The 14,178-nt window shown below is 70.9% G+C and carries 10 protein-coding genes; 2 read left to right on the top strand and 8 right to left on the bottom strand.

The features are described 5' to 3' along the window. On the top strand, nucleotides 1-1,944 hold a 1,944-nt coding region (locus tag D7Y13_RS27170; RefSeq protein ID WP_158626169.1), incomplete at its 5' end, for a sensor histidine kinase. Nucleotides 1,945-1,947: 3 nt separating this feature from the next. Here D7Y13_RS27170 and D7Y13_RS27165 read toward each other — a convergent pair. From D7Y13_RS27165 to D7Y13_RS27145, 4 genes are read right to left on the bottom strand one after another with little or no spacing between them, the layout of a single operon-like run. Continuing rightward, nucleotides 1,948-2,979, bottom strand: coding sequence for a hypothetical protein (locus D7Y13_RS27165; RefSeq protein ID WP_158620299.1), 1,032 nt, complete (start codon nucleotides 2,977-2,979; stop codon nucleotides 1,948-1,950). 16 nt (nucleotides 2,980-2,995) lie between these two features. After that, nucleotides 2,996-3,652: a hypothetical protein gene (locus tag D7Y13_RS27155; RefSeq protein WP_147444208.1), complete on the bottom strand. Its 657-nt coding sequence runs from the start codon at nucleotides 3,650-3,652 to the stop codon at nucleotides 2,996-2,998. Nucleotides 3,653-3,682: 30 nt separating this feature from the next. Then, complete coding sequence (locus tag D7Y13_RS48780; protein WP_147444209.1) at nucleotides 3,683-5,404, bottom strand: hypothetical protein; 1,722 nt, start codon at nucleotides 5,402-5,404, stop codon at nucleotides 3,683-3,685. 24 nt (nucleotides 5,405-5,428) lie between these two features. Next, nucleotides 5,429-5,941, bottom strand: coding sequence for a hypothetical protein (locus tag D7Y13_RS27145; RefSeq protein ID WP_233595339.1), 513 nt, complete (start codon nucleotides 5,939-5,941; stop codon nucleotides 5,429-5,431). A 456-nt stretch (nucleotides 5,942-6,397) separates the two neighbouring features. On the opposite strand from D7Y13_RS27145, the gene D7Y13_RS27140 reads away from it, so the two are divergent. Then, on the top strand, nucleotides 6,398-7,891 hold the full coding sequence (locus D7Y13_RS27140) for a DUF4397 domain-containing protein (RefSeq protein WP_120582628.1): 1,494 nt from the start codon (nucleotides 6,398-6,400) through the stop codon (nucleotides 7,889-7,891). Here D7Y13_RS27140 and D7Y13_RS27135 read toward each other — a convergent pair. The 4 genes from D7Y13_RS27135 to D7Y13_RS27120 all read right to left on the bottom strand — a co-directional run bounded on the left by D7Y13_RS27135 (nucleotide 7,888) and on the right by D7Y13_RS27120 (nucleotide 14,083). After that, nucleotides 7,888-8,583 carry a hypothetical protein gene (locus tag D7Y13_RS27135; RefSeq protein WP_147444210.1) on the bottom strand — a complete coding sequence of 232 codons (696 nt, stop codon included), beginning with the start codon at nucleotides 8,581-8,583 and terminating at the stop codon, nucleotides 7,888-7,890. The genes D7Y13_RS27140 and D7Y13_RS27135 overlap by 4 nt on opposite strands. Nucleotides 8,584-8,755: 172 nt before the next feature. Beyond that, the gene (locus tag D7Y13_RS27130) at nucleotides 8,756-9,442 is read right to left on the bottom strand and encodes a hypothetical protein (protein WP_120582630.1); all 687 of its coding nucleotides are present in this window, start codon (nucleotides 9,440-9,442) and stop codon (nucleotides 8,756-8,758) included. 201 nt (nucleotides 9,443-9,643) lie between these two features. Continuing rightward, nucleotides 9,644-10,303: a hypothetical protein gene (locus tag D7Y13_RS27125; protein ID WP_120582631.1), complete on the bottom strand. Its 660-nt coding sequence runs from the start codon at nucleotides 10,301-10,303 to the stop codon at nucleotides 9,644-9,646. A 174-nt stretch (nucleotides 10,304-10,477) separates the two neighbouring features. Continuing rightward, nucleotides 10,478-14,083 carry an ABC transporter permease/M1 family aminopeptidase gene (locus D7Y13_RS27120; RefSeq protein WP_120582632.1) on the bottom strand — a complete coding sequence of 1,202 codons (3,606 nt, stop codon included), beginning with the start codon at nucleotides 14,081-14,083 and terminating at the stop codon, nucleotides 10,478-10,480. Nucleotides 14,084-14,178: the final 95 nt, after the last annotated feature.

Below are 14,178 nucleotides of genomic sequence, written 5' to 3'. Positions count from 1 at the left end.
GTGCTGGAGCAGGGGCTGGCGGTGGCGGACGCGACGGGCGGGGGGCTGTGGCTGGTGGATCCGGACACGGCGCGCGTCACGCTGCTGCGCTGCGCGGGCTGCACCCCGGACGCGGAGGAGCGGCTGCGGCGGGTGCCCCTCACCGGGGAGGCGCCGGCGGCCCGCTGCCTGCGGGATTTGCGGCCCGTGTGGCTGGAGCGCGGGGACGCGCTGGAAGGGATGAAGAAGCCCGCCCCGTCGTCGGCGTGTCTGCCCCTGGTGGCGGACGGCCGCGCGCTGGGGGCGCTGGTGTTCGCGTTCAGCGTGCCGCACGGGTTCGACGAGGACGAGCGGGCCTTCCTCCAACTGGTGGCGCACCACGCGGCGCAGGCGCTGTCGCGGGCGCGGCTGCTGGAGCGGGAGCAGCGGGCGCGGGCGGCGTTGCGCGAGGCGCACCAGACGCTGGAGGCCATCATCCAGGCGAGCCCCGCGGCCATCATGTTGTTGGACCCGGACGGCACGGTGCGGCTGTGGAATCCGGCCGCGGAGCGGATGCTGGGGTGGACGGCGGAGGAGGTGACGGGGAAGGTGTTACCGGCGGTGCCGCCGGAGCACTGGGATGCGTTCCGGCACAGCCTGGAGCGCGCCACGCGGGGCACGGTGCTGGACGGCGCGCACCTGGCGGGGCGCAGGCGGGACGGCAGCGCGGTGCAGCTGGCGGTGTGGACGGGCCGGGTGCACCCGGCGAACGGGCCGCCGCAGTGCCTGAGCATGATGGTGGACATCACCGAGCGTCAGCGGGGCGAGGCGGCGCAGCGCTTCCTCGCGGAGGCCGGCGGGGTGCTGGCGGGGAGCCTGGAGGAAGAGGAGACGCTGGAGCGCGTGGCGCACCTGGCGGTGCCGGCGTACGCGGAGACGTGCGGCGTGTTCCTGGAGGACGAGTCCGGCGGGGTGCGGTGCGTGGCCACGGCGGGCGGGGGCGAGCCCGGCGAGGTGCCGCCTCCGGGGCTGGCGGTGGTGATGCGGGTCATCCAGTCGGGGCGGCCGGAGACGCGCTCGGGGTTGTCGGACGGGGACCCGACGAGCGCGCGCGCGGGCGGGACGTTCGCGTACCTGTGCGTGCCCTTGCAGGTGCGGGGGCACACGCTGGGGGCGCTGACGTTCGTCACGTCGAAGCGGGCGTACGACGCGCAGGACCTGGCGCTGGCGCAGGAGCTGGCGCGGCGGGCGGCGCTGGCGCTGGACAACGCGAGCCTCTACCGGGACGCGCGGCAGGCCATCCGGCTGCGCGAGGAGTTCCTGTCCATCGCGAGCCATGAGCTGAAGACGCCCATCAGCGCGCTGGTGCTCCAGGTGCAGAGCCTGATGGCGGGGCTTGCGCGTTCGGGGGCGCAGTTCGATCCGGAGCGCCTGCGGCGGGGCCTGGAGCGGGTGGACCGGCAGGTGAAGCGGCAGACGCTGCTGGTGAACGACCTGCTGGACGTGTCGCGCCTGAGCGCTGGGAAGCTGGAGCTGGTGCTGGTGCCACTGGAGCTGGGTGCGCTGGTGCGGGAGGTGGCGGAGCGCTTCGAGCCGGAGTTCGCGCGCTCGGGGACGCCGCTGGAGTTGTCCCTGGCGCCGGAGGTGCGCGGGCAGTGGGACCGGCTGCGGTTGGATCAGGTGCTCACGAACCTGATGTCCAACGCGCTGAAGTACGGCCGGGGCAACCCGGTGCGCGTGGAGCTGGACGTGGTCGAAGGCAGGGCGCGGCTGCGGGTGAAGGACGGCGGCATCGGCATCGCGAGGGAGCACCTGCCGCGCCTGTTCCACCGCTTCGAGCGCGCGGTGTCCGAGCGCAACTACGGCGGCTTCGGGCTGGGGTTGTGGATCGCCCGGCAGATTGTCGAAGCGATGGGCGGCTACATCGAGGTGGACAGCGTCCTGGGCGAGGGCTCCACGTTCCGCGTGGAGCTGCCGCACGGGTGAGGGTCAGCGGCGCAGCACGGTGGGAAGGCCCTCGGCGATGACGCCACAGCCGCGCTCGGGGGACCGGGGGTGCAGGACGTGGCAGCGTTCAGGACCCGCGCAGTCCGTGTCCTGGGTGCAGGGCTGGACGCAGTAGCCGCTGGCCGCGTCGCAGGTGAGCCCCCGGGCACAGGGGGTGGCTTGCGAGCAGCGCGTGCGGCATTCGAAGGCCTGGGTGTCCAGGCTGGGCTCCGCGAAGCCGCGCAGGCAGTCCTGGTTCGCGGCGCAGGGCGCGTCGTCCTGACAGGCGGGACCCACGAAGGGCTGGCAGACGGGCACTTCGCCGTCGTAGCCCTTCTCGCAGCGCTGGCCCTGGGCGCAGGGGCGGTCGCGGCAACTGGGGATGCAGGCGCCGCGCACGCGGAAGGCGTTCGTCGCGCACTCCGTCCCCAGGGTGCAGGTGTCGGGGTCGTGCACGTCGCACGGCAGGCCGCAGCGCTCCTGGAGGCAGAGCAGTCCCGGGACACAGGTGTCCTCCGCTTCCGGACCGGAGGCCGAGCACCGCTCACCGGCGACGCGCAGGCCCAGGCGGGTGCAGCGGCGGAGGCTCAGGCCGGACGCGGAGGTGTCCACGGGGTGGCAGGTCTCCCAGGACATGCAGTCGGACGCGTCGTCGCAGAAGCCGCGCAGCGAGCGGCATTCGCGGAAGCCGAAGTCCGGGCGGTGCGCGCACACCTGTCCCGGGGGACACGCGTCATCCGCGTCGCAGAGGTCCCGGCAGGACAGCGAGGCCTGCGTGTCCGCGTGGCAGTTGGAGGGGACGAACGGAAGGCGGACGCCGTTGCTCAGGACGACGACGTCGGGAGGCAGGGCACCGCCGGGGGCGTCGGGGTCTTCGTCCGAGCCGTCGTCCCCGAGGTCCAGGTGGACGGGCCGCTGGGTCAGGTCGGCCTGGGAGGTGAGGTCCGGCCCCGGCCACGCGAGCCACACCGCCGTGCCCACCGCGAACACCGCGGCGAGCAGCGCGATGAGGAGGCAGAGCGTGCGCGGATTCACGGGGTGCCCCTGGGGCTCATCGACCTGGGCTCGCCGCGAGCACCTGCTGCATCCACCGCTGACTCTCCTCGTCCCGGGTCACGAGCCCGTCGAAGCGACCCGCGCGCATCATGTCCACGAGGGCACGGTCCTCCGCGATGAGTTCGGCGGCCGCGAAGGGAAACATCACGGTGGAGCACCGACCTGGGACGAAGTCGGACTGCTCCGGCAGCAGGTCCATGAAACATGCGAGCTGGTGGAGTAGCGCCTCCACGTTGGAAGCCACCGGGACCACGTGCGGCTCCTCCTGAACGTCGACGTAGAGCACGGGCTGCACGCCGTGAGCATCCGCCAGGTCCGGCACGACGCCGTAATAGTATTCGAGGTTCGAGACCTGCCCGAAGAGGACACAGGAAGGGAATGGCGTCTGTCCCTGACCGCGCAGCCCTGCGTTCACGTCCAGGACCCCGTCCGTACCGGAGCCCGGGCGATACAGCACGAAGTCCCCCAAGGTGGCACGTCCCGTCCGTGCATAGAGCCCGGCGAGCATCGGGTCGAGCGGCGCACCGAGCCACTGCATTCCCAGTCGGGGGGCGTCGGGAGCGGGCGGATCCATCCTCACCGGGAAGCCGTGTCGGCGGCAGGTCTCCACCAACCGCGTCCATCCCGCCCCTCCCACTTCGCGCCCGGCCACGTGAACCTCTTCTCTCGAAACGCTGACGTCTCAAAGGCCCAGCATGACTTCGACGTCCCGCAGCGCGGCCTTGTGCGCGGAGGACAGGGCCGCCGCGGATTTCGACGGATCGTACACGACGTGAAACCACTGTCCGAAGTGCTTGCGGGTGATGCGCGCGACCTCATCCACTTCATTGGCGGAAATGCTTCTCGGACTCCTCCGGACCAGGGTCCAGACCGAGTTGATGCTCGTATGGACCTCACGGGACATGCCCACCAGGTTTCCCGAGACATTGATGTTCCGGAGGGGGAACAGGTGCGCGTATTCGAGGGGAACCAGATGGTGCACCGGATACGTGGCCACGAGCTCCGATCCCAGTGTTCGCGCCAGTTGGGGTTGAAGCACGTCGAAGTACTCCTGCCGCGCCCACTCCCGGAGCTTGTCCTTCTCGTACTTGCTCTGAAGGGGCGTCCGCAGTCGCTGTTCCATATCCCGCAGCAGGGATTGGAGTTTTGCCTTCTCCCCCACTCCGAGCGCGGCCACGCCCTCCGCCTCCGCCTTCATCCAGATGCGCTGCAAGGCTTCGCGCTCCCCCGGCGGCGTCCGGATGAGCACCGTGCGGAACCACTGCGCTGCCTTCGCTCCGCCCCTGCCCAGCACCGCCACCACCGTGGGCGCCACCGCTTCGAACATCCCGAGCGTGCCCCTCGCGATGAATCCCCCCACGTACCAGTACGCGAGCTGTTCGAAGGACCACGCCCCCGCGAGACGTGCGTCGTCCCTCACCTCCTGCCGCCAGTGGCGCAGGATGTCCTCGTGCATCGCGCGGTACTCCTTCGCGATGTCCTCCATCGCCTCCGGTGGCGCCGGGGGTTCCAGCAGCTTCGCCGCCACCACCCGCCACTGGGCCCCGGCATCACCGCGCACGTGTCGCCCTTCCAGCTCCACTTCGACCGTGCGGCGTCCCACCGCGTTCCCGAAGGGCAGCAACGCCTGGACCCACGGCATGCGCGGATCCCCGCTCGCGGGGACACTCCGGCGTCCCAGCCCCTCCTGGACCTCGAAGACTCCCGGTTCGCTCTCCTGGAGCAGCCGCATGCCTTCGAAGTGCAGCCGTGCCTGCTGACGCACCCTTCCCTCCCGGGGAACGCCCGGAACGGGCAGCAGTTGCCGGGCCACCCCCAACGCATCGGACAGCAGGGGCTCGGACACGCCGGGCAACGACTCCGGCACCGTCCGGGCCTGCTCCGCGACCCGCCCTGACACCATCTCCAGGTCGAAGCGCCAGCGCTCCGGCTCACGCTCCAGGGTGAAGCGCAGGCGCCGACTCTTCGTCCCCACCAGCGTGGACAGACTTCGCGTCAGCGCCTGGGAGAAACCCTTCCAGTCCCCGGAAGCTCCGGTCCCCCGTCCCACGGCCGTGCGCCGGAAGGACAGCAACGTCAGCGCGCCTCCGTGCGCCTGATACTCGAAGACCCACGCCTCGCCGGGGACTCCACGCTCACCCGCGACCGTCCAGAGCTCGCGCACCAACCGGTCCGCTTCGGCCCGCCGGGCGCGCTCATCGCCCACGGGGCTGGCACGCTCCAACTGGCCTTCCGATGTGAACCCCAGGTCCTCGTGCTCGGCACCTCCAACGGACGCACTGCTCACGTCCACGTCGAAGGCGCCATCGCTCACGCACGCCGCCAGCCCGAACGCCCAGAACAGTCCCAGCACCGGCAGCATCCGGTGCCAGGACTGCGCCACCACCCCTCCGGGAAGCCTCATCGCCCCCCGAACCTACGCGGGAAACTACAGCGCCAGGAGCAGCAGGGACGCCTGCTCCTCGGGCGAGGCCGCGAGGAAGGCGTCCGGCAGCGTCACGACCGAGGGCGGCCGGAGGGAGGAATCACAGCTGCGCCGGCCTTCGTAGCTCCGTCCCGGCTCCGTCGCCTTCAGCCGGTAGGTGCAGTCGTTCACGTACACCGTCATCTCCTGCGGCGACAGCGTCAGCGTGACGGGGCGGCCCCAGAAGCCTCCCTTCGCCTTCAGCACCTCCCCCTCCTTCTTCACCTCCAGGTTCACCAGCGAAGAGCCGATGTTGCCCTTCACCTGCTGATCCTTCAGCTGCAACACCACCGGGATATCCGCCACCCGGCCCCGTAGCATTCCCGGCAGCCGGGACAACTGGAACGCCTGTCCCGTGACGTTGTCCTCCGTTATCAACAGGTCATACCCGGCCAGCGGAAGACGCACGGACAGCGCCTCCCGGGGCTCCGCGGCGACCGCGGCGCCCAGGCCCGCGAGCACTCCCAGGACCGCCATCCCCCGACGCAACGCTCGACCTTGGCGCATCATGAACACCATCCTCCCGGACCCTTCGGGGGCCCACGTCGTCATTATCGACAAGGTGTGACCTTTCCAGGGAACGGGCACACCGGCTGGACCGGAGTCGTTGCGCGGTGATGGCCATTCCCCATTCGCCCCGCTTCCCTGCTCGGGCACCCTCCCCCGCCGGTGCTTCTCGAAGGACCTCCGCGCCGTGCGGCGACCGGGCAGGCGTGACGAGGGCCCACGGGGTCCGCTCGCCTGTCCCCGCACGGGCCCTCCGGCCTGAAGTCCCCTGATGCCCACGGCTTGCGACGTGCTCCAGAGGACAACGTCGGGCAACGACAGTCAGGGTTTCCAGGGGGTAGCCCCTGTGTGGGAGGGGTCCCACCCTACCGTCGTCGATATCGGTGTCGAGCCGCGCCCGCGGACCGCCGAGGAGGGGACTTCGACATGGCCTGGATGCGGAGGAAGACACTGCTCGCTGTCGCGCTCACGTCGCTGGGCCTGCTCGCGCCCGCGTGCGGTGGAGGCGACGGGGTGGACTCCGACACGCCCCCCGACCAGGACGGGCCGGTCATCGTCCCGCCCACCACCTCACAGCTTCGCATCGTGCAGGCCGCGCCGGGCGCACCCGCGATGGACGTCTACCTCGCCGGTGACGCCACGCCCGTGGCCCGCGCCGTGGCCTATGGCACCACCACGTCCTACCTCACGCGCGAGCCCGCGAACGTGACCGTGGAACTGCGTCCCACGGGCGCGGCCCCGGGCTCAGCGCCTGTCGCCTCCATGCCGGTGCGCCTGGAGGCCGGGACGCGCTGGACGGTGGTGGCCGCCGGCCGGTTCCAGGCGACGGACTCCGAAGCGGCGCTGCGCACGGTGCTGCTGCGCGACAACCCCGTGCCCGCGGACCAGGGCCAGTCCCGCGTGCGCATCGTCCACGCGGGCTCCGACGTGCGGGACGTGGGCGTGGACCTGGGCAATGACGGCTCGGTGGAGGTGGCGTCCCTCGCCCGCTTCCAGAACTCCGGCGATGAAGCGCTGGTCGTGCCCTCCGGCGCCGCGCTCCAGGTGGGGCTCGTCACCGGAGGCACGGACCAGGTGCTCACGTCCTTCACCGTGCCCGCGCTCGGCTCGGGCACCGACACGCTGCTCGTCCTCACCGGCCTCTGGGCCGAACCCGCGCGCGCGGGCGACAGCTTCTCGCTGCTCACCGCCGGCCGCGACGGCACCCTGGCCATCCTCCGGCAGAACCCGACGCTCTACGTGCTGAACGCGTCCCCGGACGCGCCGCCGCTGGACCTCTTCTCCAGCGACCGCGAGCTGACCGACGCCCTGCCCTACGGCGCGCTGTCCACCTCGCTCCAGGTGCCGCCGGGCACCTACGTGCTCGACTTCTTCGCCAGCACGCGGGGCAACGCGCGGCCTGCTGACGCTCCGGTGGCCACCGCCACGACGCCCGTCCTCGTCCCGGGCGAGCGCTACCTGATGGTCGCCACCGGATACCTCTCGCCCCCTGGCCCGTCCGCGTCGGCGTTCACGCTGCTGCCCCTCACGGAGCGCTTCGCGAACGACCCCACCAACCTGCGCCTGCGCTGGGTGCACGCGGCGTCGGACACGCCCACCGTGGACGTGGGCCCGCTGGGTTCGGAGCGCCGCGTGCTGCCCGACGCTCCCTTCCTGGGCGTGCCCTTCGCCAGCGCCACCGCGCAGGACGGCCTGCCGCTGCCGTCCAGTGGCACCGTGACGCTGGGCGTGGTGCCCTCGAACGATGCCAACCGTTCGCCGCGCGCGACCTTCAAGCTCACGCCCCAGCCGGACACGCGCGTCTTCGCCGTCTCCACCGACCTGCCGGGGGCCGCACCGGGAGCCTGGGACCTCCAGCTGCTGCTGGTGGACACCTCGCGCACGCCGTGGACCGTGAGCGCGCAGCCTCGCGAGCCCTAGAAGGCCCAGCCCAGATTGACGAGGACGCGCTGGGTGAAGACCCAGGTCGTCTGATGGGCTTTTTCGGCGGGCGGCTCACCACCGCCCGAAATCAGACCGGCCGTGTCGTAGGCCAGGGCCTCGCGCCGCGCGCCCAGGCCCACGCCGGCCTGCACGGTGAAGCCGGGCTCCAGCACCACGCTGTAGCCCACGAGCGCCAGCCCCCCCACGGACCAGACTTCCGACTGTCTTGGGAAGAGCGAGAAACCGAAGCCACCTGAGGGATCGTCTGCCACCTGTTTGGTGGACTCCTGCAAGTAGCTCAGCTCCAAGCGCGGGGAGACCCACAGGCCCTGGGGCGCGGTGCCCGACAGGTAGAAGCGCACCGCCGGGGCCAGGCCCACCCGGTATTGCGTGATGTCCTGCCCCTTGTACCCGGTGGACGGTGGATCATCCAACCGCGACCGGTCGTGCCGGAAGGACCCGAACACCCCCAGGCTCACGGAGACGTGCTCGCCCAGCACGCGCTCCCCCTCAATGGCCAACTGGGGATACAGCCCACCCTCCAGGGGCAGCGACAACGACACCACGTTGCGCCGCGCCACGGGCACCGACCCCGTCGTGATGCCTTCCTGCGCGAACACCGACGTCGACACCAACGACAGCAACAGCCCCCACTTCCGCATCGCCACCATGTACTCAACCCCTGTCATGAATCCGGACCCTCGCGGCCCATTGAGTCAGGCTCCTTGCGCAAGGGATGTGCCAGCCCACCCCAGGGGAAGCAACCCCCGGGACCGTCCGGCGCCGGGACTCCGGGCGGATGCCCTCGGACGAGTCCTGGCGCGCACCGCGCGCGACCTTCGACGTCACGTCGCGCGAGCCCTAGAAGGCCCAGCCCAGGTTGACGAGGACGCGCTGGGTGAAGCTCCAATCCGTCCGGTGGCCCTTCTGCATCTCAATCTCAACGGGAGGCTCACCGATCACGCTGGCACCCACCATGTCGTAGGACACGGCATCACGCCGCGCGCCCAGCCCTACGCCGGCCTGCACGGTGAAGCCGGGCTCCAGCACCACGCTGTAGCCCACGAGCGCCATGCCTCCCAGGGACCAGGTTTCCGACTCGCTGGGGATGAGCGGAAAGCTGATGCCCCCACCCGAGGGAAAGTTCCCCACGTTCTCATAGGTCTGCCGCCAGTAGCTCAGCTCCAGTCGCGGTGACACCCACAGGCCCTGGGGCGCGGTGCCCGACAGGTAGAAGCGCACCGCCGGTGCCAGGCCCACCCGGTATTGCGTGGTGTCCGTCCCCTCGAAACCAATCTCCGGCGGATCATCCATCCGCGACCGGTCGTGCTGGACGGACCCGAACACGCCCAGGCTCACGGAGACGTGCTCATCCAGTACGCGCTCCCCCTCGATGGCCAGTTGGGGATACAGCCCCTCCAGCGGCAGCGCCAAGGACACCACGTTGCGCCGCGCCACGGGCACCGACCCCGTCGTGATGCCCTCCTGCGCGAACACCGACGTCGACACCAACGACAGCAACAGTCCCAACTTCTGGATAGACACCATGTGATGAACTCCTGTCATGCGATTGGACCCTCGTGGCACCTCGTGCGAGGCATTCACCGCAAGGGATTGATGTGCCAGCCCAACACCAGGGAAAGCGCCCCCCCAGGACCGTCCGGCGCCGTGACGCGCACTGCGCGAGGTGCCCGCGAACGAGGCCTGACGCGCGTCGAGCGCGACCTTCAAGCTCACGCCCCGTGAGCCCTAGAAGGCCCAGCCCGCGTTGAGCATGAAGCGCTCGGTGAAGGTCCAGGCGCTCTGGTTCGCTTCACCGCGGTAGTAGAGGCCGTCCGAGTCCTGCATGACCTGAGAGAACGAAACAGCTTCACGCCGGGTGGCCAGGCCCACACCGCCTTGCAGGGTGAAGCCAGGCTCCAGCACCATGCTGTAGCCCACGACGGCCGCGGCCCCCAGGAACCAGGTATCCGCATCGCGCTCGTTGAGCGCCGCCATGAGCCTGTTGCCCGTGTATTTGGCGGTGCTCCACCCGTAGCCCGCCTCCAGGCGCGGTGACACCCACAGTCCCTGCGGCGCCGTGCCCGTCAGATAGAAGCGAACCGCAGGGGCCAACCCCAGCGTCGAGTTCGTGAGGTTTTCGCCCTCCAACCCGGCGTACTGCCGAGGATCCATCCGCCGCTCGGCGTGCGAGAAGGAGGCAATCACCCCCAACCCCACGGAGAAACGGTCGCCCAGCACGTGCTCCCCTTCGAGGGACACCTGGGAGTCCAGGCCCTGAAGGGGCACGGACACCGTCAACACGTTGCGCCGCGCCCCAGGCACCGGGCCCGTCGTGAGGCCTTCCTGCGCGAACACCGACGTCGACACCAACGACAGCAACAGCCCCAACTTCTGGATTGAAACCATGTGCTGAACCCCTCGTCACGAGTCCGGACCCTCACGGTCCGCTGTGCGGGGGAGCCCTTCGCAAGCGATGTGCCAGCGTGCTCACAGAGGGAGCGACCGGGCGTGAAGCCTGACATCCTGACAGCGTGTCCAACGCGCGCGGACACGCACCTGCCAGCGTGTCATGTCATCGCGTCACGGCGCGGTGAGCGGGGCCAGGGCCTGCTCGCGGCGAAGTTGGAGCACGCGCACGTCCGGGTCCACCACCAGCCGCTCCGGCGCGAAGTCCGAGCGCACCGTCACCCGCGCCCCTGCTCCCGCGAGCGGCTCCACGCGCACCCGCGCCTCGTGGAAGTCCGTGGCCGGCGCCGTCTCTGTCGGAGGTGTCGCCGGGCGCTCGCCCTTCACCACCGCCACCTCCACCGGCATGCGGCCCGTGCCCACGTTCGTCACCGTCGCCGTGGTCACCCACTCGGCGCCCTCCTTCGTCACCCGGGCCTCGGTGACGCGGTACTCCGGCACCACCACCTCGAAGAAGGCCTGTTGGGTGAACGCGTCGAAGGCCGCCGCGTCCGGCGCGAAGGGGCGCATCATGGCGAGGAAGTCCTGCAGCACCGGATGGTCCGCGTCGGTCATGTAGCGCTTCAGGAAGGCCTGGAGCCCCGCGTGCATCGCGGGCCGGCCCATCAGGTCCTCCAGCATCCAGAACGTCCAGCCGCCCTTCTCGTAGAAGACCGCCGTGTCGCCCTCGCGCGAGCCATCCAGCTTCACCAGCGGCCGTTCGCCATCCACGCGCCGGTCCTTCGCGTAGCGCTCCTCCATGCGCCGCGCGGCCTGCCGGCGCGCCTCCGGCCCGTCGAGCTGTTCAATCAGCTTCAGCGCCGAGTAGTGCGACATGCCCTCCGACAGCACGTCCCCGCCCGGCCCCTTGCCGGGGATGAGCAGGTTGCCCCACCACTGGTGCGCCGCTTCGTGCGCGGTGACCAGCAGCACCGCGTTCACCTCCGGCGACGTGAGCGTGAGGAACCCGATGGACTCCGAGAACGTGATGTCCGTGGGGAAGCCCTGCGCGTAGTTGTCCAGGCCGGCGAACTCCGACAACTTCAGCTCCGCCCACGGAAACGGGTGGAACCACTCCGAGTAGTACCGGCGCGCGCCGTCCAGCCCCCGCGACATCTCCTTCACGTTGAAGCCATGCGACGGGTGGTGGAACACCACCGTGCCCTCGCCCTCCACCCGGTCCCACCTGCCCGCGATGATGTTGAAGAGGCTCACCGGATGGTCGCTGCGCCAGACGGTGGTGCGCCGGCCGTCCTTCACCGTGTCGCTCTCCCGCACGCCCACGGAGTTGAGCGTGTAGGCCTCCGGGGCGGACAGGCGGATCCGCGTGGTGAACGGCGTGCCGGTACCCCAGGCCGCCTCCGTGGGTCCCACGTAGAAGTCGTCCGGGTACACGCGCGGCTCGTAGCGGTTCTCCTTCGGATCCACGCCGCGCTCCTCCAGGTAGCCCACCACCGGCGCGAACGTGGACTCGAAGCTCGTGAGCACCACGCCCGAGGGCAGGATGAACTCCTTGAGCGTGCCCCCCTCGCGCGAGGCCCCGTCCGGCACGCGGCCCTGGAACTGGAAGCCCACCTTCAGCGTGGCCCCGGGCACAAGCGGCGGGGACGGTGTGAAGACATACAACCCCGAGCGGTCCTCTGGCGCCGCGTCCTTCCCCTCCACCGTCCAGCGCACGTCCTTCCAGGCATCGCCTCCGGAGAGGGCGAAGCGCGCCAGCGGCGTGGCCTGACGGTTCACCAGCGTGTACGTGCCTTGCGTGCGGAAGGCACTCGCCTCCGGCTCCAGGTCCACGTCCAGGTCCACGTCCACCAGCGCGGGCTGCGGCGCGTCCTTCCACGTCGCCAGGTTCTTCTGCCAGTACTGCTTCGCGCGCAGCTTCGCCGCCGCGCCCTGATACCCCTGCCCCACGAGCACGCCCAGCCCCACGAGCGCCACCGCCGGAACGACCAGGTACGGCGAGAGCCGCCACGCGCCGCGCGCCAGCCCGGACGGCTTCAGCGCCTCCAGCGTCGTCACGGAGTCCCGCGCGCGCCGCCCGTCCAGCCGCACCGCCAGCGCGGTGAAGAAGACGGCCATCCCCAGCGCCGCCACGCGGTTGAGCACCAGCGCGGAGCGGTCCACCTGGAACGCGCCCAGGTCGGTCCACCGCACCGCGTCCCACAACGGCCAGTTGGTCACCCAGGTGAGGTCCCCGCGCACGGCGAGGAAGCCCGTGAGGCCCAGCGCGCCCAGCGCCAGCGCGTACGTGCCGAAGCGTCCCCCCGTCACCGAGCGCGCGGCCAGGATGAAGCCCGTCCACAGGAAGAACGTGGGCATCAGCAGCAGGCCCCACACCCACACGTACGGCGTCAGCGTGAGCGGCACCGTGCCCTGCGACAGCTGCACCAGCGTGCCCGCGAGCGCCATGGCCGACAGCAGCGCCACCGCGACCAGGCTGTTCGCCAGCGCCTTGCCCAGGAGCACCGACAGCGTGCGCACAGGCGTCGCGTCGTGGATGGGCGCGAAGCCACACGCCTGCTCCCGCTCCAGCGACTCCACCACGTAGAACATCAACAACAGACACACGAGCACCGACGCCTGATTCATCGAGCGCACCGCGAAGCGCCCCGGCACCAGCAACAGCTCCGTGTCGAAGGGCCCCGTCGCCGTGGCGGCCTGCGACACCATCTGCAACAGCAGGAGCGGCAGGAACAGGTAGAGCCCCGGCTGCGACAGGAGGCCCCGGGCCTCGGCCCGCGTCACCGTCCACAGCCCCGCCCAGAACCCCGGCGGCTTCACGCCCATGCCCAGCGCGGACAGCGGCGCCTGCGCGTGGGACAGCGCCACCTGCGCGGGCGGGGCCTCGATGCGGTCGCGCATCGCGCGCGAGGGTTTGCCCCCCACGTCCCCCCGGAGCACGCGGCGGAAGTGGCGCTCGCTCCAGGCCACCGCGCCCAGGCCCAGGCCCACGAGCGCGAACCGGCTGACGACGAAGAGCGCGTCCAGCCCCACGGGCTGCGTGTTGTAGAAGTCCACGCCCCGGTCCACCTTGGTCCACGTCTCCGTGAGCCAGCGGAAGCCGCCCGGATCCAGGGCCATCAGGAACCGGTTCACGCGCGGATCCAACCAGCCGGGCGACCAGTTCCAGAGGAAGAAGGCGCACAGGAAGAACAGGCCCACCGGCAGGAAGTACACCGGCACCGCGCGGCGCGTGCGCTCGCCCATGGCGAAGGCGGCCCCCGCCATGAAGACAATCAAGGGCAGCGCGAACCACGCCGCCGCGCGCACGTAGTGTCCCAGGACGAAGGGGCCCCGGAACTCCGCCGCGGCCCCCGACGGCACGACGTGGTGGAAGAAGACGAGCAGGCCCATCATCGCCGCGAGCGCCATCACGTACGCGCCCAGCACCGCCAGGAACTTGCCCCACACGTACTCCGCGGGCGTCAGCGGCGTGGTGTGGAGCAGCGGCTGCACGCGCGCCTCGTCGTCGGAGATGACGGCCATGCCCGCGCCCACCGACACGAAGAAGGTGAACAGCAGGAAGGTGAGCAGCAGGACCGTCTGCGCGACCGCGAAGCCGCTCGTCACCCACGCCTTCTTGCCGCCCACCTCCGTGCTGCCCGAATCAATGGTGACGCTGCCCGACGACACGCCCCACGTGACGAACACCAGCAGCACCAGCAGCACCCAGAACAACGGACGGCGCACCTGGTGGCGCCACTCCGTGCGCGCCACGTGAAGCAGTCTCGACAGGTTCATTCTCCCACCGCCGCGGCCGGCGCCGGGGGCGTGGGCGCGTCCTTCATCAGCAGCAGGTAGGCGTCCTCCAGCGTGGGCGGGGTGCGCTCGAAGCC

The sequence above is a fragment of the Corallococcus praedator genome (genome assembly GCF_003612125.1).
Taxonomy (GTDB): domain Bacteria; phylum Myxococcota; class Myxococcia; order Myxococcales; family Myxococcaceae; genus Corallococcus; species Corallococcus praedator.
The sequence above is the reverse complement of the archived record's forward strand: the minus strand, read 5'-3'. Positions and strand labels throughout refer to the sequence as shown.

Excerpts from the sequence above, each read along its gene's own strand:
- D7Y13_RS48780 (WP_147444209.1), bottom strand. The coding sequence starts at position 5,404 with ATGAGGCTTCCCGGAGGGGTGGTGGCGCAGTCCTGGCACCGGATGCTG.
- D7Y13_RS27145 (WP_233595339.1), bottom strand. The coding sequence starts at position 5,941 with ATGGCGGTCCTGGGAGTGCTCGCGGGCCTGGGCGCCGCGGTCGCCGCG.
- D7Y13_RS27140 (WP_120582628.1), top strand. The coding sequence starts at position 6,398 with ATGGCCTGGATGCGGAGGAAGACACTGCTCGCTGTCGCGCTCACGTCG.
- D7Y13_RS27135 (WP_147444210.1), bottom strand. The coding sequence starts at position 8,583 with ATGACAGGGGTTGAGTACATGGTGGCGATGCGGAAGTGGGGGCTGTTG.
- D7Y13_RS27130 (WP_120582630.1), bottom strand. The coding sequence starts at position 9,442 with ATGGTGTCTATCCAGAAGTTGGGACTGTTGCTGTCGTTGGTGTCGACG.
- D7Y13_RS27125 (WP_120582631.1), bottom strand. The coding sequence starts at position 10,303 with ATGGTTTCAATCCAGAAGTTGGGGCTGTTGCTGTCGTTGGTGTCGACG.
- D7Y13_RS27120 (WP_120582632.1), bottom strand. The coding sequence starts at position 14,083 with ATGAACCTGTCGAGACTGCTTCACGTGGCGCGCACGGAGTGGCGCCAC.